Below are 21274 nucleotides of genomic sequence, written 5' to 3'. Positions count from 1 at the left end.
GAAAAACTCGAGAAGATTCGATCAGCGGATCAGGGTGCCCAGATCGAGCGGCATCGCGATGCCGGTGATGTGATGGGCCTCGTCGGAACCGAGGAACGCGACGGCGGCGGCGATGTCCTCCGGCTGGCTGACCGGGTCGGGCAAGGTCTGCATGAAGATCGGACCGAGTGTGTGGGCGTTGGCGTCGATGAGCGGCCGCATGTCCGTCATCTGCATTCCGGTTTCCACGCCGTGTGGGTGGATGGTGTTGACCCGAATGTTGTACTGCCCCAACTCCGAGGCCATCGTCTTGGCCAGACCGGTGATGCCGTGTTTGCTCGCGACGTAATGGCCGAGGAAGGGGAGGCCGCGCAGGCCGGCGACGGAGCTGGTGAAGATGATCGAGCCACCGGTGCCTTGCTTGATCAGGTGCGGGATCGCTGCCTTGGCGGTGTGGAAGACGCCGGTCAGGTTGACGTCGAGCGTTTCCTGCCACTGCTCGGGCGTGATTTCCCAGGACATGTTGGCAGAACAGATTCCGGCGTTCGCGACGACGACGTCAAGTCGCCCCAATTCGTCGATGCCGGCCGCGAGCGCCGCGGACAGCGCAGAGAAGTCGCGAACGTCGGTCTTGGTAGCGACAATTCGACGGTCCAGGGCCTTGACCAGTTCGACTGTCTCGGCCAGGTCGTCGTCGGTGGCGCCGGCATACGAGGTGGATTCGAATTGAACACACGCGTCGACGGCGATGATGTCTGCGCCCTCTTCTGCCAGCCGGACAGCTTCGGCGCGCCCCTGACCACGGGCGGCTCCGGTGATGAAGGCAACTTTTCCGGTGAATCGACTGGCGGCCATGCTCAAACCTCCGACTAGTGGTGATGATCTGCTCTTCGGAAGTTAGCGCGACGAAGTTCTTTTCGGGGGTGAATGCCCAGTCAGCGGAAACCGCTCAGCGCACCCTGGTCAACAGGGCACATGGCCCGGCAGCGAAGATGTCCCGCGCATCCGAAGACAAGACGGGTTGTCCGCTCAGTGCGTCGACCCATTCGCCATCTGGCAGGTCCACTCGCGTATCTCTCCAACCGTGCGACGAGAGTCTGAGCGAATGTCGCGTCGCCAGAGCAACGACCATAGGCGGATCACCTGCCGGGCCGCGCGAGAAGCCGACCAGATGACCGGATCCGGAACCTGAAGCGAAGACCGGCCGGTACTCACCGTGATCGAACCACGAGGGGTTCTCCCGCCGCAGTGTCAGTGCCGTGCGAACGAGGTGCAACTTTGCGGTTCCTGTTGCGTCGATCGGCGCGGCGCCGGAATCGAGCAGTGATCGCCTCGTTCCGTAGTCGACAAGCCGCCGGTTGTCCGGATCGACCAACGAGTCCTCCCACAGCTCAGTGCCCTGGTAGACGTCGGGAACGCCGGGCCCGAGAAGTTGGAGCAGCTTTTGGCCCAGAGAGTCCGACCAGCCGTGACGCGCGATCCGGCCGACGAATTCGCTGACCGAATCACCGACCGGGCCGTCGATCACCTCGTCGATCCAGCGGTGCACTGCCGACTCGAAGTCGACGTCCGGATCGTTCCAGGAAGTTCTGGCGCCGGACTCGCGGACGGCTTTCTCCGCATAGGCGTGCAAACGCTCGCGCAGCTCTGGAACCGAGGCTGCCGAGCGGCCGTCCGCCGGCCACACACCGATGATGTTCTGCCACAAGAACAATCCGGTAAGCGGATCAGGGCTGGGGCACACGTCTTCCCACTCGCGAATCAGCCGGGCCCACAGCGTCGGCACCTGAGACACAACACCGATCCGTGCCCGCACGTCCTCGCCGCGTTTGGTGTCGTGAGTGGACAGACTCGTCATCGCGCGCGGCCACCGCTTCGCTCGGTCCGCGTTGTGGAGATGGAATTCGGCGACGGAGACGGCAAGCGATGCCGGGTTGCCGCCGACTTCCTGACGTGAGACCAGGCGCGCCGTCCGATAGAAGAGTCGATCTTCGACGGACTTGGCCATGACAGCGCCACACACCTGCTGGAAGCGAACTGAGGCTTCACCGCTGTTCACCAGGGATTGCGCCAACACGTTGAACGATGGTTCATGTCCGGGAGCCAATTCGTGCATGTCGCCGACGATCCGAGCGGCCAAACCGGCGAGGGGACTGTAGTCGGATCGGTACACCGGCATCCGAGCGATCGCGACGACAACTGCGTCGTTCAGTTCGGTCTCACTGCAACGACTTCCGGTTTCGCGTCGGATTGCACGCACGAGCCTGCGAACCTCCGGTGCAAGGTCACCGCGCCCGGTGTCGCGTTTGAACTGACGTTCGGTGTGATGCAACCATGCACTGTCCCCGTCGTCGCCGGTCAGATCTGCCGAGAGTTCGGTCAATTCGAGTTCGGCGGCGGGATCGACGAAAACGCCGCCCAGCTGATTGAGGGCGTCGTATCCGGTGGTGCCGTCGATCGGGAGCATCGGATCGAGTGGTTCCGTATGGCCGAGGATCTTTTCGATCACGAGCCACTGATCCGGTCCGATCAGTTCTCGCAGGCGCCCGAGATATTCCGCCGGATTCGCGAGTCCGTCCGGGTGATCGATGCGAACGCCGTCGATCAGTCCTTCGTCGACCCACGACTTCACTTGCCGATGGCAGAGTTCGAAGACTTGGGGGTCCTCCTGGCGCAGCGCAGCGAGTTCGTTGACGGCGAAGAACCGTCGGTAATTGACGATCCCGGCGTTCCACGGTACGAGTCGGTACGACTGCCTGGAGTGCACCTCCTGTGGAGATCCGAATTCAGTACCGGCAGCGATGGGGAAGCGGTGCTCGTAGAACGCGAGAAGTGTTTCCTCGCCATCTTTCTCGACAGTCAGTGCGTCGAGATCGTCCGGGCTGCCCAGTACCGGGAGTGAGAGTTTGCCGTCGGCGCCGTTGGCTCCGTTGTCCTCGGCCCAATCGATGTCGAAGAAATGCGCGTACTCCGACGACTGCCCGTGCGTGAGAACGTCCCACCACCAAGCATTTTCGCGAGGTTTGGCGACACCGACATGGTTGGGGACCAGATCGACGATCAGGCCCATCCCACGTGATCGAACGGCGCGCGAGAGCTCCACCAGGGCCTCGCGGCCACCAAGTCCTTCGGACACGGTTGTCGGATCGGTGACGTCGTAGCCGTGCGTCGATCCGGACGTTGCCGTGAGGATGGGGGAGAGATAGAGATGTGAGACCCCCAATGCCTCGAAGTAGTCCACCTGTGCGGCCGCATCACGAAGAGTGAATGCATCCGGTCGCAACTGCAGTCGGTAGGTGCTGGTTATCGGGGCCATGTGCACGTCTCCCTCAAGCGGTTCTGCGAAGTACCGTCAATGCTCGCGCTTTTACATCCAATGTTGTTCCGGCTTTGATCACGGTATCGCTCTCACCGGTGGGGACCGAGGTGTCGAGTACGACGGTCCACTCCGACGCGTAGTCCGCGTTGGGGGTGGAGAATTCGAGATCTTCGTAGTGGGCGTTGAAGCAGAGAAGGAACGAATCTCCGGTGACGCGCTCGCCACGGTAGTTCGGTTCCGGGATCGCGTCACCGTTGAGAAAGACAGCCAACGACTTGCCGAAACCGCTGTCCCAGTCGGCCGGAGTCATCTCTTCGCCAGACGGCGTGAGCCAGGCGATGTCGCGACTCTGATCGCCGCTTCGAATAGGTCGCCCCTCGAAGAATCGACGACGCCGGAAGACCGGGTTCTTGGCGCGCAAGGCAATTGCGCGCTTGGTGAACTCGACGAGGTCGGCGTTGGTTTCCGCGAGAGTCCAATCCATCCATGACAGTTCCGAATCCTGGCAGTAAACGTTGTTGTTACCCTGCTGAGTTCGGCCCATCTCGTCGCCGTGAGCAAGCATCGGGGTGCCCTGGCTGAGCATCAGCGTAGCCAGTATGTTCCGGCTCTGACGGCCACGCAGTTCGAGGATTTCCGGGTCGTCGGTGGGGCCTTCGACCCCGCAGTTCCAAGATCGGTTGTGCGATTCGCCGTCGTTGTTGTTCTCGCCGTTGGCTTCGTTGTGCTTCTCGTTGTACGAGACGAGGTCGTGCAGGGTGAAACCGTCGTGAGCGATGACGAAGTTGATGCTCGCGCCAGGGCGACGTCCGGTGGCCTCGTAGAGATCAGAGGATCCGGTGAGACGGGAGGCGAACTCCCCCAGCGTTGCCGGCTCACCACGCCAGTAGTCGCGGACGGTGTCGCGGTATTTGCCGTTCCATTCGGTCCACAGGCCGGGGAAGTTGCCGACCTGGTAACCGCCTTCGCCGACGTCCCACGGTTCGGCGATCAGCTTCACCTGACTGACGATCGGATCCTGTTGCACGAGATCGAAGAAGGCCGAAAGGCGGTCCACGTCGTGCAGTTCACGGGCGAGTGTCGAGGCGAGGTCGAAGCGGAAACCGTCGACGTGCATCTCCGTGACCCAGTACCGCAGAGAGTCCATGATCAATTGCAGCGTATGCGGATGACGGGCGTTGAGGCTGTTGCCCGTTCCGGTGTAGTCCATGTAGTGCTCTTCGTCGCCGTCGACCAGGCGGTAGTAGGCGGCATTGTCGATTCCGCGGAAGCTGATGGTCGGCCCCATGTGATTGCCCTCGGCGGTGTGGTTGTAGACCACGTCGAGGATCACTTCGATACCCGCCTGGTGGAAGCTGCGCACCATGGCTTTGAATTCCGCTACGGCCGCATCGGGTTTCGTGGCCGAGGAGTAGTCGGTGTGCGGAGCGAGAAAGCCGAAGGTGTTGTAACCCCAGTAGTTTCGCAGACCTTGGTCGAGAAGCACCTGATCGTGCATGAACTGGTGGACCGGCATCAGTTCGATCGCCGTGACACCCAGATCGGTGAGGTGCTCGATGATCACCGGATGAGCGAGCCCCGCGTACGTGCCGCGCAATTCCTCCGGAACTCCGGGATGCGTCGCGGTCATACCCTTGACGTGCGCTTCGTAGATGACCGTCTCGTGATACGGACGCTTCGGCGAGTGGTCGGACGCCCAATCGAAGAACGGGTTGATGACGACGGTCGACATCGTATGGCCGAGCGAATCATGTTGGGGGAAAGGGATGGTGGCGGGTTCGTCGACGAGTGGTTCCGGCTCGAAGGGTTCGGGCTCGAAGGGTTCGGGCTCGAGGATCTCGTCCGATTCCTGATCGCCCGTGGGCGAGTCGTCTTCGAGGCCCACCTCGTCCGATTCGGCTTCCGAACTCGTGTCGTCGGTAGCCTCTTGCGGCTCCACGGCGGGAGATTCGTCGTCTCCTGAAGGTTCGGGGTCCGCCGCCGATTCGACGTCGTACGAGAACAGCGAACGGTCTCCGTCGAAGTCTCCGTCGAACGCTTTTCCGTACGGGTCCAGCAGGAGCTTGCTCGGATCGCATCGCAGACCTGCAGCCGGATCGTACGGCCCGTGTACGCGGTAGCCGTATCGCTGGCCGGGGGATACCGACGGAAGGTACGCATGCCAGACGTAACCGTCGACCTCGTCCATCCGAATGCGGGTTTCGGTTCCGTCCTTGGCGATCAGGCACAGCTCGACGGCCTCGGCGACCTCGGAGAAGAGCGAGAAATTGGTCCCCGCGCCGTCGTAGGTGGCACCGAGTGGGTACGCACTGCCAGGCCATACCGGGATGGGAGTGGCTGAGGTCTCGCTCGGCGGTTGATCCATGAATCAGACCCTATCGGGTGCAGCCGATCGAATCTCGTCGACTGTCTACGGTGCCGATCACCGTTTCGCCTGGCTGCGGGCGGTTGCAAGCATTCCGGCTGTGATCTGTTCCACCTCTGCCTCCGAACACAGGTACGGAGGCATCGCGTACACGAGGTTGCGGAACGGCCGGAGCCAGACGCCGGCGTCGACGGCTGCATCGGTCGCGCTCTGCATGTCGACCGGCTGTTCGAGTTCGATCACTCCGATTCCGCCTTTGACGCGGACGTCGACGACCCCGGGAATTGTGACGGCTTCGGCGAGGCCTCGAGCGAGGCCACGTTCGAGGGTTGCGACGTCACGCCGCCAGTCCATCGCAAGCAGAAGTTCGGTCGACGCCACCGCGACGGCGCACGCGAGTGGATTGCCCATGAAGGTGGGGCCGTGCATCAGCCCGCCGCCCTCACCGGCAGTGATGGTCTCCGCGATCTCCGTGGTGCACAGCGTTGCCGCCAGACTCATGTACCCGCCGGTCAGTGCCTTGCCGACGCACATGACGTCGGGACTGACGCCGGCGTGATCGGCGGCGAACAATTCTCCGGTGCGTCCGAATCCGGTCGCGATTTCGTCGAAGACCAGGAGGACTTGGTACTTGTCGCAGAGGTTACGCAGGTCGATCAGGTACGCGGGATCGTGGAAACGCATTCCGCCGGCACCTTGGACCACTGGTTCCACGATCACCGCTGCGAGGTGCTCGTGATGCTCGGCCAAGAGCGATTCCAACTCCTGCACGTATTCGGGGAGATAGCCCGCCGGGGGAGCCTGCGCGAAGACCTGAGGGCGCAGGACGTCGGTCCAGAGAGTATGCATGCCGCCGTCGGGATCGCAGACGCTCATGGGGGTGAAGGTGTCACCGTGGTATCCGCCGCGCCAGGTCATCAAACGATTCTTCGACGGCTTTCCGAGGCTCCGCCAGTACTGCAGGCACATCTTCACTGCGACTTCGACGGCCACCGAACCGGAGTCGGAGAGGAACACCTTGTCGAGGTGAGGTGGTGTGATGTCGACGAGCAGTCGCCCGAGGCGAGCGGCGGGTTCGTGCGTCAGTCCGCCGAACATGACATGGCTCATTTTGCCGAGCTGCCGTGCGGCGGCGGTGTCGAGCACGGGATTGCGGTAGCCGTGAATGGCGGCCCACCACGAGCTCATCCCGTCGACCAATCGGCGGCCGTCGGAGAGCGTCAGGGTAGCCCCCTGCGCAGAGTCGACGATCAGCGGACGAGTCGACGCGGGAAACGATCCGTACGGATGCCAGAGGACATCGGCATCGATGGCGGAGACGTCATGAGGATCAAGTCCGGTTGTGAGCACGGATGCACCCTAACCATTGAGTTGAACGGTGTTCAAGTATGGTCGGAAAAGTGAACACCTCGCTGAATTGGCTGACGGCCGTCGAAGCGGACCGCAGGGCCGCTGGACTGCGTCGCGAACTCCGTCCTCGCACGGTCGACTCCCCGTTGATCGACCTGGCGTCGAACGATTACCTCGGACTCGTGCGGCACCCCGATGTGATCGAGGGTGCCACGGCGGCTCTGCGCCGTTGGGGCGCGGGCGCCACGGGCTCGCGTCTGGTCACCGGCACCACCACCGAACACGAACTGCTCGAAGTCGAACTGGCCGAGTTCGTCGGGGCGGACTCCGGACTTGTCTTCTCCTCCGGTTACACAGCCAATCTCGGCGCGGTGACGGCGCTCTCGGGTCCAGGGTCGTTGATCGTCTCCGATGCGGGATCGCATGCCTCGCTGGTGGATGCCTGCCGCCTGTCACGTGCTCGGGTCGCCGTTGCTCCGCATTCGGACGTGGGCTTTCTCGCCGACACGTTGCGCAGCAGAGTGGAAGAGCGAGCGCTGGTCGTCACCGATTCGGTCTTCAGTGCCGACGGAGACCTCGCGCCACTGCGGCAGATGCATCAGGTGTGCCGCGAGTACGGGGCGATCCTGTTGGTCGACGAGGCGCATGGCATCGGTGTGCGCGGTGCCGGTGGACGTGGACTCGTCCACGAGTCTGGCCTGGCCGGTGAACCCGACGTCGTCGTGACGGCAACACTGTCCAAGTCGCTCGCCAGCCAGGGCGGAGTTGTGCTCGGTGACAACAAGATCCGCGCGCATCTCATCGACGCGGCAAGAACGTTCATCTTCGACACCGGTCTCGCACCGGCCGCCGTAGGCGCGGCCAGGGCTGCACTCGCCGTACTCCAGCGTGAGCCGACGCGAGCGCTCGACGTCCTGGCCCGGGCATCCGAGTTGGCGGACGTCACCGGTGCTCCGTCGCCTGAATCTGCTGTCGTCTCAGTCGTTCTCGGTGATCCGCAGCGGGCGTTCGATGCCGCGTCGGCGTGCCGGGATCAGGGGTTGCATGTCGGTTGCTTCCGCCCGCCGTCGGTTCCGGAAGGAACGTCACGGCTGCGTCTGACCGCACGAGCGACGCTGTCCGCATCCGAGATGGAGCAGATCGCTCTCGTACTGCGCGAAGTATTGGCCGGAGCCCGAGCATGAGCATTTTCCTGGTGACCGGAACGTCGACCGACGTCGGAAAAACAGTGGTGACAGCCGCATTGGCATCGGTGGCCTTGCAGTCGGGCAAGTCGGTTGCAGTGCTCAAACCGGCCCAGACCGGCGTCGACGTGGACGGTGCGGGTGATCTGGCCGAGATCGAGCGTCTGACCGGTGGCGGCGTGACGCTGGTCGAGTTGGCGCGGTATCCCGAACCTTTGGCGCCGGATACTGCTGCCCGTCGAAGTGGTCTGCCGTTGTTGGCGCTCGACGAAGTAGTCCGAGTTGCTCGCGACCTGGACACCACCCACGACTTGACCCTGATCGAAGGCGCCGGCGGCTTGCTGGTCCGCTTGGGCGTCGACGGGTTCACCGCTCGCGATCTTGCCGCGGCTCTGGCAGTGCCAGTGGTGCTGGTGGTTGCGTCCGGCCTGGGCACGCTCAATCACACGGCACTGACCGTGGAAGCCCTACGTGCATCCGGCGTGGACTGCGCCGGATTGGTGATCGGTTCGTGGCCGCAGGAACCGGACCTCGCCGAGAAATGCAATCGCGAGGATCTGGTCTCGGTCAGCGGTGTTCCCCTTCTCGGGGTAATGCCTGCCGGAAGTGGAGGCGCGAGTGTCCGAGAGTTTGCTCGCACCGCTTCGATCACGCTCGGTGAACTTCATTTGACCAACTGACGACGTAACATCCGATTTGTCCGCATCGATAGCCAAGGCACAGTGGGGCGCCTCGGGTTTCGACGTCCCTCGCGTACGATTCCGGTCGGTATATTTCGACGGGTGTCTTGCGGCGACCCTGCATCCGGGGCGCCTTGGTCACCGACAGTGGTTGTCGAATTGTGAGTAGGTCAGTCGAATGTAGGTGGTGAGCACGGTCGAAAAGTCGTTGTCGTCATCGGCCGTACGTCGCGCACTGCTTATCGGCGTAGTCGTCTTCGTCTCGTGCCTGGTCGGAATTCTGAGCCGTCTGCCGGGCACGCTTGCAGTCTTCTGGCCGGCGAACGCGCTGCTACTCGGGATCCTCTTTCGGTCGCCGCGTTCCGCCACACTGCTCACCTGGATCTGCGTCGTATTCGGTTATGTCGGAGCCGACCTGATCACCGGTGGGGCATGGGAGTCCACGGTGTGGCTCAACGCGGCCAACATCGTCGGGGTTGCGAGCGGCTTCTACGCCTTTCGCTGGGTCGACAGTGAGGACCGTCGACTGACCAGTATTCAGTCCGTCGGCTATCTCGTGTCGATGACTGTCGCCGCCGCGTCGATGGCGGCGCTCGTGGGCGGAATCGCGAACCGCGTGCTGTTCGGCGGGCAGTGGTGGGACGGCTGGTTGCTCTGGTTCTCGAGTGAGTTCGTCAACTACATGACCATCGTCCCCTTGGTGCTGACATTCCCTTCGCTTCGACGAGTGGATCGAGAACCGAAAGCTGTTGCCACGCTTGTGCGTCGATCAGTCGTTCCGACGGCGCTGCTGGCCGTCTGCATCATCTTGGAGTGGGTGATAGGCGGTGCCGGAGCGATCGCGTTTGCCATGCCGGCGCTGGTGACTGCAGCCTTGCTCACCAATGTATTTGTCACGTCGGTGCTCACCGCTGTGTCAACTGCCTGGACGTTGGTACTGACGGCCGACGGCCATCTCGGATTGTCCAGCGAGGGCGTCTCGCCGGTCAGCGCGTCGGTCCAGATCGGATTGTCGCTGCTGGCGGTAGCGCCGATCGCGGTGGCCTGCGTGATCCTCGAGCGTCGCCGCGCGCTCGAGGCACTCACCCAGGCCGTCACCCACGACGATCTCACCGGTGCGTTGCGCCGGGACGAATTCCTGCGGCGAGGCGGCAGCGTGACGGGTGCGACCGATCCGCGTCGCCACTCTGGACGTCCGGTCAGCGTCCTGATGATGGATCTGGATCACTTCAAGATGGTGAACGACAACCTCGGTCATCGTGCCGGCGATACGGCGTTGGTGAGTTTTGCCGATCAGGTGCGGCGGCACCTCGATGACAAGCATCTCTTCGCCCGATTGGGCGGCGAGGAGTTCGTCGTACTGATGGCCGGCGTCGATCTCGAGGGTGCGACCGAAACAGCCGAGATGATTCGACGCGCGCAAGCGGAGAATTCGTCGGCAGTATTGGGCGACTTCGGGCCGACGGTCAGCATCGGTGTCGCGTGTTCACCCCACGGCGACGCAGACCTGACGCAATTGGTCGATTGCGCTGACGAGGCGTTGTATCGAGCGAAGAAGTTGGACCGCAATCGAACCGTGGCGCTCACGGTCGGTAGCTGAAGAAATACGTGCGGACCCGCAGTTTGTTGCGGGTCCGCACGTGGTGGTGGAGTCGACCGATTCAGAACAGATTGATCAGGGCAGGAACACTGAACAGCGCTACGTAGTAACCCATGAAAAGAACTCCGCCGTGAATCTTGAACAGGCGCCCGAGAAGACCACCGACCAGGCCGACCGTCACGGTGATCAGAAGCCCGAGGATGCCGCCCTCCCAGATGCTGATGACCACGACCAGTCCCGTGAACACCGCGATCACAGCTTCGTGACTGATGTGCTTGACCACCGCTGACGCAGCGCGGTACGCGTAGTTCATGGCAAACGGGTATGCGATGACCGTCGCCGTGACCACAGCGAGCAGGCCGTAGAGCAGGAACTCCCACTGCGTCAGGTACGTGGAGAGATTGTTGATCACTCCGGTTTCCTGATTGGTCTCGAACACCGGTGGAGCGTTGAACAGAGGGGCTGCGGGGCCTGCCGCGAGCGGGCTGAGCGGAAGGCCGAAAGCGACGAGTGGGATGAGGGTTTCCGCGATGTAGGTGGATTCCGTCGTACCGTTCTTCGCCGAGACCATTGTGGTCAGTCGGTGATAGCCGTTCTTGATCCGCGCACCTACCAGCTCACCCATCAGAACAGTCATGGCGACCGGGCTGAAGACGAAGGTTGCGCTCGACACCGTGGAAGCGGCGGCGGTGTAACCGATCTGCTTGCGATCGAGGACCTTCAGAGGATTGGGGAAGTATCCCTTCCATCCTTTGATGTCCGGGGCCAATGCAACGGTTTTGGGTTCACTGCGTTCCATGTCCTTACGGCTCGACGGGCCCAAGGTCAATGCGAGGTCCGCGATCAGCGGCCCGACTGCGATCGCAAGGAAGTAGCTGATGTTCAGCGACACATCGTAATTCGACGTCAACGCGCGGGCGCCGAGGATCAAGATGACGAAGGGAACGAGGGCGACAACCCCGGCCCAGCGGCCTGGTGAGGCGTAGGCGATGCCGATGGCGGCGACCAGGAACAGCCACGGTGCTATCGACTGAACGGTGTCCGCGAACGGCGCGAGGATGGTCGCGAACAAAACGGCAACCGGCACAGCGACGAACGCCGAGATCACTGCTCCCGAGATCGCCTTGCGGAGTGCGATGTGCGGGATGCCGAGTGAGCGCATCATCTGCGCTTCCGGCAAGAGTGGAATCGCCATCGTGTCGCCGGGAATGCCCAGCAGCATCGTCGGCACCGCGTGTGTCATGTGTTTGGCGATCGCACCGGAGAGGAAGAACGTGAAGACCGCCGCCGGGGGAGCGCCGAGCAGAATCACGAGCAGAGTCAGTGGTGCGATCGTGGCGGTCTCGTCCGTGCCGGAGATCAATCCGATGAACGTGAATGCGACCGCGCCGATGATGCCGAAGAGAACGGCAATCAGAATTTCGTTGGTCAGAACCGAACTCATGCGCGCCCACCGTCCTTCGGTGTGTTCGAGACCCGTGCGTGCTCGGCCTCGGCAGCGGCGAAGTGGTCGTACAGACCCAGTTCGCGAAGTTCCTGTCGGCTCTGCTCCGGAATGTCGGCGAGAGTGCCCAGACCCTGGCGCTGTTCACTCATCGTCGTGATGACACCGTCGATCGACTCCGCGTCGGCGGCGGCCAAGGCGACTATCCGCTTCGGCTTGATGAAGATTCCGCAGACCACGCCGGCGAGCAGGCAGGCCGCGATGCCGACCAGAAGGCTGTACGCCTGGGCCAACGACGGTTCGCTGACGACCCGTTCGAACAGTGCCTGGGCCGCGAGAAGGGCCGAGGCGCCGACGACACTGCCGACTGCAACGGAGATCGCGAGGTGTCGACCGTTGACGGTGTCACCCCAGACTTCGAGGTATGTCTGCTGCTCGGTCGGCTCGGTCGTGGTGGTCGGCGTCGTTGCCGGCTGCGGTGGTGACATCAGTCTTCTCCAGTGTCATGCATGGCGGGGTCGTACAGGGAGGGGCTTGCGAGATGAGGGGCTTGCGTTGCGGGTGTCAGGTGCGTGCTGCGCGGAGGGCGGTGACAACTCGGGACGGGCTCGAGTGGCCGACCTGTTCGGCCATCCAGCTGCTTGTGTCGGTGAGCGAATCCAGGTCGATGCCGGTGTCGATCCCGAGGCCGTGGAGCATCCACACCAGATCCTCGGTGGCGAGATTTCCGGTCGCGCCCTTGGCATATGGGCACCGTCCGAGACCACCTGCGGAACTGTCGAATTCGGATACCCCAGCGGTCAACGACGCATAGACGTTCGACAGCGCCTGGCCGTAGGTGTCGTGAAAGTGCATGGCGATCTGCGATGTGGGGATGCCACGTTCTCGGAGGGCGCCGAGCAAAGCGAGTACATGGCCAGGTGTGCCGACGCCGATGGTGTCGCCGAGTGAGAGTGACGTGACACCGCTGTCGATCAGGGTCTTTGCGATGTCGGCGACACGCTCGACGGGCACGGAGCCTTCCCAGGGGTCGCCGAAGCACATGGAGATGTAGCCGCGGACGGGAAGTCCCAGGGCTCGGGCGGCCGTAGTGACCTCGGCAGCCGCGGCGATCGCGCCGTCCACCGTGGAATTGAGGTTGCGTTTCGCGAATTCCTTTGTGGCGCTGACGAATACTGCAACCTCGCTTGCTCCGGCGGCGACGGCCCGCTCGAGACCCTTGCGGTTCGGGACAAGAACGACCGTACGTACCGAGTCCGGCAGGTGCAGCCGACCCATCAATTCTTCCGCGTCCGCAAGTTGCGGGATCCATCGAGGTGAGACGAAACTCGTCAATTCGACAGTGCGGGAGCCGGCCGCGACCAGGCGTTCGATGAACTGGGCTTTCGTCTCGGTCGGGATCACCGCTGTTTCCGCTTGAAGTCCGTCGCGTGGCCCGACTTCGTAGATCCGGACCGAGGTCGGCAGCCCCGGCGCCGGCACTCGATGAGGCGCCGGCTTCCACACCGGTGATCCTGCAACTGTTTCGGTCATTGTCGTCAGTTTCCGCCGCGGATCTCGGCGAGAACCTTCTCGGCATGCTCGACGCGAATGCTCTTGTCCGCGATCAGGCGTGCCACCACGGCGTCGATCTCGCTCTTCTGCGCTCCGGCGGTGGCAGCGATGTTGCGGGCGTGCAGCCCCATGTGTCCGCGCTGGACACCCTCACTGGCCAGAACGCGGACAGCAGCCAGGTTCTGCGCCAGGCCGACTGCCAGGATGATGCCGGCGAGTTCCTCGGCGCTCTCGACGCCGAGCATCTTGATTGCGGCCTGCGCTACCGGGTGCACTTTGGTGGCCCCGCCGACGAGGCCGACCGGCATGGGTAGCTCGAGGGTGCCGACGATGTTGCCGTCGGCATTCTTCTCGAAATGCGAGAGCGACGAGTAGATCCCGTCGGCGTTGACTGCATGGGAATGGCACCCGGCTTCGACTGCGCGCGTGTCGTTTCCGGTTGCCAACACCACGGCGCTGATGCCGTTCATGATGCCCTTGTTGTGTGTCGCGGCGCGGTAGGGATCCAGCTCCGCCAAGCGTGCGGCATGGATCAGGTTGTCCACTACCTCTGCACCGCCGATCAATTCGGCGTCGAACACGGCACGAACGCGCGTCAGCCGCAGATCTGCCTTGTTGGTGAGAATGCGAAGAACGACGTGCCCGCCGCCGATCTCGGCTACTCGATCCGCGATTGCCTCTGCCATCGTGTTGACTGCGTTGGCGCCCATGGCATCTCGTACGTCGACATGAAGGTGGAGGACGACGTAGGCGGCCTTGTCCGAGGACACGATGCGAACCGAAATGTCCTTCACGCCACCCCCGACGCTGACCAGCTTCGGGTCCTGCTCGTTGGCGAGTGCAATGATTTCTTCACGTGCCTCGAGGAGTCGGATGCGGGCAGCTGCCGGATCCACGACGTCGACGAGTTGAATCTGGGCTTGCATGATCGGCTGCGTGCTCGAGACGTGAAAGCCCCCGAGTCCGCGTGCGATGCGAGCAGCGTTACTCGCGGCTGCGACTACCGACGGCTCCTCGGTGGCGAGGGGGATCAGGTAGTCCGTGCCGTTGATCGTGAAGTTGGTGGCCACGCCGACCGGGATGCCGATGACGCCGAGGACGTTCTCGACCATGCGATCGGCCTGATCGATGGTGAGGCCGTCGGCAGCGTCGTAGACCGCGATGTCTGCTTCGGTCAGGTCGGTCTGGCGAACGATCTCGGCGCGCCGTGCGGCGACGTCGTAGGACCGGAAATCGGCGATGCGGCTGTTGGTTGATCGGCTGCTGGTTGATGACACGGGGGGTCGTCCTCCTGAAGTGGTTCTGTGCTCCGCTTCACAGTAGGGAGGTCGATGCTTGCCAGGCCACGTGCTCACGACACATCGATCGGTCGAAATTGTAGTGTCATGCACCATCGGCGCTGTCGGTGATGCCGCTTCCGGCCTCTTCGGTTCCCACGTCCCGAAGTTCGTCGAGCCTCGTCGCCATGGACACCCGGAAAAAGTTCTCGTCTTCCCGCCACGATTGACCGAGGAGCGTACGGATGCGGTCGAGACGCTGAACGACGGTGTTGGGGTGATAGTTGAGTGCGCGGGCAGCCTTGGTCGGGCTCCCGTCGTTGCGTACCAGGGCACGAAGGGTCGCGGTGAGATCGGTGTCCTTGTCGCGGTCGTACGCGAGTACCGGGCCGATTACTTCGTCGATGAACTGATGAAGTGATTCCGGATTTTCGCCGAACAGAACGGTGTACGGCAGATATGACGCCGTCGTGACCGCGCCGTCGGTCTTGCCCAATGCCGTGAGTAGGCGGGCCGTGCGCAGCGCCGAGGTGAAGCGCGCCGGGAGCTCTTCGGGGCGTTCCGCCGTCGCCGGCGCAATGACTACTGCGTGCGGTCCTACCGAACCGGTGATCTGACGGTGAATGACCGTCGCCGCGGCTGCCGGGTTTCCCGAGCGCGAGACCACCGCGATCAATCCGGCATGCTGCGCCGCCAACCCCGCTACCGGCAGAGACTGCCCGATTGCGCGGAGCGCGGCGGTGCGGAGTTCCGGAGCGACCGACACCACGAGGACGGTGTCCAGTTCGCCGAGTGAGATGCCGAGGTTTCGGGTCCTACGTTCGAGATCGCGCCTGCGCTCGGGGGCAGTGCTCAGCAAGTCGGCGACCAGTTCGTCACGTGCACGCCGGTCCGCTGCTGCCGCCGCCGAGTGTTGCAACACGAGGATGGCAGTGACCTGAGCTGCCCGTTCCACGGTCCGGAGTTCGACGGGGCCGATCTGCGCGTCCGAACGATTCAGCAAGATGGCCCCGAGGAACGATTCTCCGGCGGTGACGGCGCTGACGAGTTGGATCACGGTCTCGCTGTTATCGGCGACAAACGTGCATCGGCCACTGCGGCGACTCTGGTCGATGGCATCGGACACGGCGCGAGGTAGCGACAACGGCACCGTCGTGATCTGCTCGCCAGAGGATTTCACGAGAGGGCGTAGCTCATTGTCGACGACGACGGTGCTGCGTTCGAGTGCGCTGCTGAGGGTTCGTGCAACCTGGGCGTAGCCACCGCCGCGGAGAACGGCGTGGATCAGATCCTGGTGGACGATGTTCGATTTGTCCCGCGCGGACACGTGCTCGCGCAGCTCGTCGAGTGCTCGCCCGGTCTCGGCGGCGGATTCCTCGGCGCGGTCCAGCGCCCGCGCGGTTTGCAGGACTACCGAGGCGTGATCAGCCAGCGCAGAGAGCAGGGCGATCTGATCTGCGGTAAAACGCCGTTCCCGGCGGTCGGCGGCAAACAGGACTCCGAGGATCTGGCCGTCGGAGAGCATCGGCACGCCGAGAATCGCCACCAGACCCTCGGCGACGATCGCGGCATCGACCACTTCGTCATGGCGCGACTGCGTGTAGTCGCTGTAGTTCTGAACCCATTGGGCTGCTCGAGATTCGGCAATCGCGCTGACCAGTCCCGCGCCGGCAGGAACTTGCAGATGCTGGAGTTCCGGCGAGACCGCGCCGGCCGTCTTTCGAACATTCAGGTCACGAGTGATCACGTCGAACTCGGACAGGTACGTGACGTCGGTGCCCATGATGTCGTGTGCGCGGTTGACCAGCCTCTGCAGCAGTGTGTCCACGTCGCGAACCTGCGCGAGCTCACGTGCACTCGAATAGAGAACCGCCAATTCGTTCTCGCGACGGCGAAGTCGCCGAAATTCCGACCGACTGGCCCGGATGAGGGCCGCGGTCTCCGCGACCTCGGTTGCGCCAAAGCCGAATTCGGCAAGTACCTGTTCGACATGTTCGTCGCCGACTGAATCGGACGTCACGTCGAACAGCGCGGCAATCACGTTGGGCGCTGAGTCGGAGTCTGAATAAGGGGCGGTCACACCGAACAAACTACAGACCGGTGGATCCACCGAATTCGTCGAGCGGTGTGGATATGTGATTGTTGTTTGTTTCCAATGCATTCCGAGTCGTGCTCGTGTCTCCCGTTTCCCGTCTCAGTCTGTTCACGTCCTTCTCGAGCGCGCTGACTTCTGTCTCGAGGGCACTGATTTTGCGGTTCAACGCTTGAATGCTCGCCATGCAGACGCCGTTCGCGTCGACGGCGGAGATCCGGCGGGCGTTGGATCCCAAGCCGAAAATCGCCGCAAAGTCTTGCGCCATCGGACCCAGGTGACGGACCGACTTGTGGTCGAATCCGTAACTCCACGTACTTATTCGGAGTGCCGTCAACCGGTCGAGCACGTCCTGCGCGCTCGTCGGAACATCTACGCCGGTATGCACGCCACGTCGATGCGCGGCCCGTGCGAACACCCACTGCGCGGGGTGTCGCATCGCGGCGTTCACCCGAATACCGACCCGAGTGCCCAAAAATTCAGTGCGCTCGCCCTCGTCAGGCGGTGAGTTCACGTCGTGCGGTTTTGACGGTCTTGTCGCTCAGCAGAATTCCCGCTCCTGCGCCGAGCAGTCCGAGGCCGATTCCGACAGCGGCGCTGCCGAGGCCCAAAGCAATTCCCAACATGATTCCTCCAAAAATTGTGCGGTGAATTGAGGGGCCAGGTGTCCGACGAAAGTGCTGCCGACCTGCTCCGCGCTCATCTTTCACATTGCTCCGCCGTGCGGGCGATGACAACCCGTCTGGACCGAATTTCTCGTGGAAAACACAGGCGTGCAACACTGGGTGAAGAACTGCTGAGGGTCATCGGCGTCTTGTCGGCGCCGTACGGGCGGCAGTAATTGAGTAGCCATCGACCGATCTCTAACGCAGGTTTATCTGCGCGCGGCAACGATGACCAGGCAAAAGGGTGGCATGTGAACGAATCGAGCAGTGGCTTGTTTTCCGACCTCAGCGCGTCGGAGCCCGTTGTCGACGCAAAAAGCGCCGAGCAACTGGCTGCCGAGCGTGAAACTGCGGCAGCAGAACGCTCCAACACCGACACCGCTGAACAGCGGCAGTCGCAGCTGTTCAGCGGTTAAGCGCGTCAGGACTCCTTGATCACCGACAGAACATTGCCGGCGGGATCGGTGAACCAGGCGATGTCGGGGCCGTTGCCACGCATGATGCCTCGCGCATCCTGGGGGAATCCGTCGTATTTGAGAAACTCCACGCCACGTGCGGTCAGTTGGTCGACGGTTGTGTCGATGTCGTCGACGACGAAGTTGAGAATCGTGTAGGTCGCCGCTTCGTGATTCGGCTTCGGATAAACGAGGATCTCGGTTCCGCCGGCAAGATGTAGGCGAATCAGTCCCATGTCTCCGTCGGTTACCTTCAACCCGAGTGTTTCGCCGTAGAACTTCTTTGCAGAGTCGATGTCTGTCACCGAAAATCCGCTGAATGCTTTCGTGTCTGTAAGCATGACTATCTCCGTTCCCAGCGGTTGCCGGACTAGGTGGTTTGGGAATCCGTCATTCCGGATTCCATCTCGGCCCTGGCTTCCTCGCTGAACTCGATGATCTGAACGTAGTTTCCGTCGGGGTCGATCGCAGTGGCGAACAAACTGCCCCCGCGGTCTTCGAGTGGAGCGTGCCATTTTCCGCCGAGCGCATCGATGCGCTGTGCGATCGACCGGGCGTCGTCGGTTTCGACGTTGAGGAACATGCGACCCGGCTGGGGGTTGGTCTCGCCGACGTCGTCGCGTCTGTCGAGCATCACGTAGAAACCGTTGAAGTCGAGCACGTCGTAGCCGGGTTCGCCGGGAGTCCGGTCGACCTTCGGGGCGAACGCCTCGGCGTACCAGTCGCGCAAGCGTTCGGGGTCGGTGCTCGAGAGCAAAATGCTGCTGATGCTGGATCCGGACATGGGTCCTCCTGCTGTCGGTCGTTACTGTCTTCGGCAATCGAGGCTCTGGCCACATCACCTCCCAGATACAGACTTCCCGCAGCGGCGAAACTCATCGCGGCTCAGGTGTGTTCCGACACCAAGATCGCTGTCGTCCCGGGCTCGAGCGCCCGAAAGATGTGCTCCTCGTCGCCGGGATAAGCAAGATAATCGCCCGGTCCGAGTTCGATCGGATTTGCAGTGGGCCCGACCTCCGCCCGTCCGGTGCCGATCACGACGTGTTCGGTGGTGCCGCGTGCATGCGGAGTCGAAATACGCGGCTCGCCCGGTTCGGCGACTATCCGATACAGATCGCGTCGTGCGTTCGGTGGGCTCGGCGCCAAGAGTGTCGCGATGTACGACGCGTTTGCCGACGCAATCGCGGGACCTTCTCCGGCTCGAATCAACTGAACGGTCTGTGCCTGAGAGTCGACGAGTTGTGAGAACGGCACGCCCAATGCGTTTCCGAGTGCCCACAGAGTTTCGAGGCTCGGATTTCCGAGTCCGGATTCGAGTTGGGAGAGTGTGGACTTGGCGATATCGGCGCGCCTGGCGACCTCCGAAAGGCTCAAGCCTGCTCGGGCACGTTCGCGTTTGAGTGCGACGGCGACCAGTTTCTGAGGAGTCTCCGCTGTATCCGTTTCATTACTGGGCATCGTTCGATTCTCCGATCGATCGTTCTACTTGACGAACGGTGTCACTTCGTTCAACATAGAATACATGCGTTCTTTATGGCGAACAGTTGATCGAGACACGGTTCGGGTGAGCGTGCTGATCTGTCTCTCCGTGGCCATCGTCGGTGTGTCCTACGGTGTGACGGCAGGATCGGCTGGATTCTCGTTGTGGCAGCTTTTGGCGTTGGCTGTACTCGTTCTGGGAGCGTCTTCGGAGTTCTTGTTCATCGGAATCATCGCAGCCGGAGGCAGTGCCACCGCTGCTGTTGTGGCGGGCTTGTTGATCAACTCCCGTAACTTCGCCTATGGGATGTCGGCAGGATCATTCCTCGGCAGGGATCGCTACAAAGATTCAGGCTGGCGCAGGGGCTCGGGCTGGCGCAAGTTGGTCGGCGCGCACCTGGTCAACGACGAAAGCGTCGCGGTCGCCATGGCGCAGGAATCGGTGGAGCGCAAGCGTGCGGCTTTTTGGTTCTGTGGAATCGGGATCGCGGTGTCGTGGCCGATCGGAGCTCTCCTGGGCGGGCTGCTCGGCAGCGTCGTCCGAGACCCCGGCGCGTTGGGATTGGATGCCGCGTTTCCGGTTGTCATTCTGGCCCTTGTCTTTCCTGCGCTGAAGGAGAAGGTGACGCTGCTTGCCGCCCTGATCGGTGCAGCAGTCGCGGTGGCCACGTCGCCGTTCCTGCCGCCCGGTACCGCGCCGCTCGTAGCGCTGCTGAGTATCGCGGTGACGATACCGTTCCGGGAGAAGGTTCGATGAATACCGTGTCGGTCTGGATCGGTATCGTCGTGTTCGCTTGCGGTTCTTACGCTTTGCGGGCAAGTGGCGTTCTGCTCCGCGCTCGGGTGAAGCTCTCCGGCTTCGCCGAGAAAACCCTCGATCGTGCTGTCGTGGTGCTGCTGCTCGCAGTGGTTGTGACATCGACGGTCTTCACCGGGCATGACGTTGCGGGGCCGGCGCGGATGCTCGGCGTGGTGGCCGGAGGCATCTGCGCCTGGTTCAAGGCGCCGTTGGTGGTCGTGGTGATTGTCGCGGCCGGCACTACTGCAGTACTCCGACTGTCAGGAGTGTCGTAGAGCCGATTCGATGGGCGTTGAATCGGGGATCGAATTCAGGCGAGTGCGAATGCCGTCGATGAACAGGTCCAGGCCGAACTGGAAGCGCACTGTCGGATCGCCGTCGAGGAGGTCCTCGTCGGAACCGCCGCCGATCACCTCGGGGGAGTCGGGGGAAATGGGTGCTCTGGTCAGTGCCCCCATTTCTTCCATCTGCGCTCGGGACTGCTCGTCCACGGTATGGCCGAGTACGTAATACAGCAGGGCGTACGCCGCGAGTTGGGCGTGCTCGCGTGAGAGACCGGATTCTTGCCCGGCTTGTACGAAATGCTCGCGCACCTTGCTGTTCGTCATCCGCGAAGCGAAGGTGGCGCTGACCAACTCGGCGCCATCGCGGTGCGCCAGTAGGGCAGACCGAAGTCTGTGTGCCAGTTCGGAATACGCTTCTTGCCACGTGTCCGCGTCGACGGGGGCGTCGAGGTCTTCGAGGATCTTGTCGACGACCGCGCCGAGCAAGGTCTGCTTGTTCGGGAAGTGCCAGTACAGGGCGCCGGGTTGGACGCCTAGTGAGGTTGCGAGCCTGCGCATCGTGAGGTCGGCAAGTCCGAACTCGTCGAGTATCGCCATGGCGCCGTCCAGCACGTCGCCGCGTCGCAACTGCACTTGTTGTTCCCCTCGTTTCGTCCCGCTGTGGACCGCTCGCGATCGGATGTCGATCGGACCCGCCTTTGACAGTATTCCACCACGTCTCTAACGTGAACACCGTTCAACTTGTACG

21 protein-coding genes are annotated in these 21274 nt (G+C 62.8%); 6 read left to right on the top strand and 15 right to left on the bottom strand.

All coding sequences use genetic code 11. The annotated features are described in order from the left end of the window. Positions 1-21: 21 nt before the first annotated feature. The 4 genes from ABH939_RS13705 to ABH939_RS13690 all read right to left on the bottom strand — a co-directional run bounded on the left by ABH939_RS13705 (position 22) and on the right by ABH939_RS13690 (position 7013). Positions 22-834 (bottom strand): mycofactocin-coupled SDR family oxidoreductase, encoded by an 813-nt coding sequence (locus ABH939_RS13705; protein ID WP_007733124.1) that lies wholly within the window; start codon positions 832-834, stop codon positions 22-24. Positions 835-928: 94 nt separating this feature from the next. After that, positions 929-3295 (bottom strand): malto-oligosyltrehalose synthase, encoded by a 2367-nt coding sequence (gene treY / locus ABH939_RS13700; protein ID WP_209447524.1) that lies wholly within the window; start codon positions 3293-3295, stop codon positions 929-931. 13 nt (positions 3296-3308) lie between these two features. Then, positions 3309-5663 carry a glycogen debranching protein GlgX gene (glgX, locus tag ABH939_RS13695; RefSeq protein ID WP_209447523.1) on the bottom strand — a complete coding sequence of 785 codons (2355 nt, stop codon included), beginning with the start codon at positions 5661-5663 and terminating at the stop codon, positions 3309-3311. A gap of 57 nt (positions 5664-5720) precedes the next feature. Then, positions 5721-7013 (bottom strand): adenosylmethionine--8-amino-7-oxononanoate transaminase, encoded by a 1293-nt coding sequence (locus ABH939_RS13690; RefSeq protein WP_083058769.1) that lies wholly within the window; start codon positions 7011-7013, stop codon positions 5721-5723. Positions 7014-7051: 38 nt separating this feature from the next. Between ABH939_RS13690 and ABH939_RS13685 the strand changes: the two genes are divergently transcribed. From ABH939_RS13685 to ABH939_RS13675, 3 genes are all read left to right on the top strand, one after another. After that, positions 7052-8197, top strand: a complete 1146-nt coding sequence (locus ABH939_RS13685; RefSeq protein ID WP_064113304.1) for an 8-amino-7-oxononanoate synthase — start codon at positions 7052-7054, stop codon at positions 8195-8197. Further along, positions 8194-8877, top strand: a complete 684-nt coding sequence (gene bioD / locus ABH939_RS13680; RefSeq protein ID WP_209447522.1) for a dethiobiotin synthase — start codon at positions 8194-8196, stop codon at positions 8875-8877. The genes ABH939_RS13685 and bioD overlap by 4 nt, the downstream gene beginning before the upstream one ends. 187 nt (positions 8878-9064) lie before the next feature. Then, on the top strand, positions 9065-10477 hold the full coding sequence (locus ABH939_RS13675; protein WP_404649714.1) for a diguanylate cyclase: 1413 nt from the start codon (positions 9065-9067) through the stop codon (positions 10475-10477). Between the two features lie 61 nt (positions 10478-10538). Here the strand turns inward: ABH939_RS13675 and ABH939_RS13670 are convergent, their stop codons facing one another. The 7 genes from ABH939_RS13670 to ABH939_RS13640 form a co-directional block, all read right to left on the bottom strand. Continuing rightward, complete coding sequence (locus ABH939_RS13670; protein ID WP_003941745.1) at positions 10539-11921, bottom strand: tripartite tricarboxylate transporter permease; 1383 nt, start codon at positions 11919-11921, stop codon at positions 10539-10541. Beyond that, positions 11918-12409 carry a hypothetical protein gene (locus tag ABH939_RS13665; protein ID WP_003941716.1) on the bottom strand — a complete coding sequence of 164 codons (492 nt, stop codon included), beginning with the start codon at positions 12407-12409 and terminating at the stop codon, positions 11918-11920. Before ABH939_RS13665 ends, ABH939_RS13670 begins: the two co-directional genes overlap by 4 nt. A gap of 76 nt (positions 12410-12485) precedes the next feature. Next, on the bottom strand, positions 12486-13454 hold the full coding sequence (locus tag ABH939_RS13660) for a hydroxymethylglutaryl-CoA lyase (protein ID WP_082931393.1): 969 nt from the start codon (positions 13452-13454) through the stop codon (positions 12486-12488). Positions 13455-13459: 5 nt separating this feature from the next. After that, positions 13460-14752 (bottom strand): hydroxymethylglutaryl-CoA reductase, degradative, encoded by a 1293-nt coding sequence (locus ABH939_RS13655; protein WP_050655329.1) that lies wholly within the window; start codon positions 14750-14752, stop codon positions 13460-13462. A gap of 106 nt (positions 14753-14858) precedes the next feature. After that, on the bottom strand, positions 14859-16832 hold the full coding sequence (locus ABH939_RS13650) for a GAF domain-containing protein (protein WP_256082665.1): 1974 nt from the start codon (positions 16830-16832) through the stop codon (positions 14859-14861). Between the two features lie 10 nt (positions 16833-16842). Next, a complete protein-coding gene (locus ABH939_RS13645; protein WP_030537101.1) occupies positions 16843-17358 on the bottom strand; it encodes a tail fiber domain-containing protein in 516 nt (171 codons plus the stop codon). Beyond that, a complete protein-coding gene (locus tag ABH939_RS13640; protein WP_003941742.1) occupies positions 17342-17470 on the bottom strand; it encodes a hypothetical protein in 129 nt (42 codons plus the stop codon). Before ABH939_RS13640 ends, ABH939_RS13645 begins: the two co-directional genes overlap by 17 nt. Positions 17471-17760: 290 nt before the next feature. Between ABH939_RS13640 and ABH939_RS13635 the strand changes: the two genes are divergently transcribed. Continuing rightward, entirely contained in the window at positions 17761-17925 is a 165-nt protein-coding gene (locus tag ABH939_RS13635; RefSeq protein WP_003941708.1) for a hypothetical protein, read from the top strand. A 5-nt stretch (positions 17926-17930) separates the two neighbouring features. Here ABH939_RS13635 and ABH939_RS13630 read toward each other — a convergent pair whose 3' ends face one another. The 3 genes from ABH939_RS13630 to ABH939_RS13620 form a co-directional block, all read right to left on the bottom strand. Then, entirely contained in the window at positions 17931-18305 is a 375-nt protein-coding gene (locus ABH939_RS13630) for a VOC family protein (RefSeq protein ID WP_030537100.1), read from the bottom strand. Positions 18306-18334: 29 nt separating this feature from the next. Beyond that, positions 18335-18748, bottom strand: a complete 414-nt coding sequence (locus ABH939_RS13625) for a VOC family protein (protein ID WP_030537099.1) — start codon at positions 18746-18748, stop codon at positions 18335-18337. 101 nt (positions 18749-18849) lie between these two features. Beyond that, a complete protein-coding gene (locus tag ABH939_RS13620) occupies positions 18850-19422 on the bottom strand; it encodes a helix-turn-helix domain-containing protein (protein WP_030537098.1) in 573 nt (190 codons plus the stop codon). Between the two features lie 64 nt (positions 19423-19486). Between ABH939_RS13620 and ABH939_RS13615 the strand changes: the two genes are divergently transcribed. Both ABH939_RS13615 and ABH939_RS13610 read left to right on the top strand, forming a co-directional pair. Next, positions 19487-20200 (top strand): AzlC family ABC transporter permease, encoded by a 714-nt coding sequence (locus tag ABH939_RS13615; RefSeq protein WP_064444274.1) that lies wholly within the window; start codon positions 19487-19489, stop codon positions 20198-20200. Continuing rightward, positions 20197-20517: an AzlD domain-containing protein gene (locus ABH939_RS13610; protein ID WP_209447520.1), complete on the top strand. Its 321-nt coding sequence runs from the start codon at positions 20197-20199 to the stop codon at positions 20515-20517. The genes ABH939_RS13615 and ABH939_RS13610 overlap by 4 nt, the downstream gene beginning before the upstream one ends. On the opposite strand, the gene ABH939_RS13605 is transcribed toward ABH939_RS13610, so the two are convergent. Beyond that, positions 20503-21159 carry a TetR/AcrR family transcriptional regulator C-terminal domain-containing protein gene (locus ABH939_RS13605; RefSeq protein WP_007733086.1) on the bottom strand — a complete coding sequence of 219 codons (657 nt, stop codon included), beginning with the start codon at positions 21157-21159 and terminating at the stop codon, positions 20503-20505. The genes ABH939_RS13610 and ABH939_RS13605 overlap by 15 nt on opposite strands. Positions 21160-21274: the final 115 nt, after the last annotated feature.

The sequence above is a fragment of the Rhodococcus sp. 27YEA6 genome (genome assembly GCF_044908235.1).
GTDB lineage: Bacteria > Actinomycetota > Actinomycetes > Mycobacteriales > Mycobacteriaceae > Rhodococcus_F > Rhodococcus_F qingshengii.
This window is presented reverse-complemented; position numbering and strand designations above follow the sequence as displayed.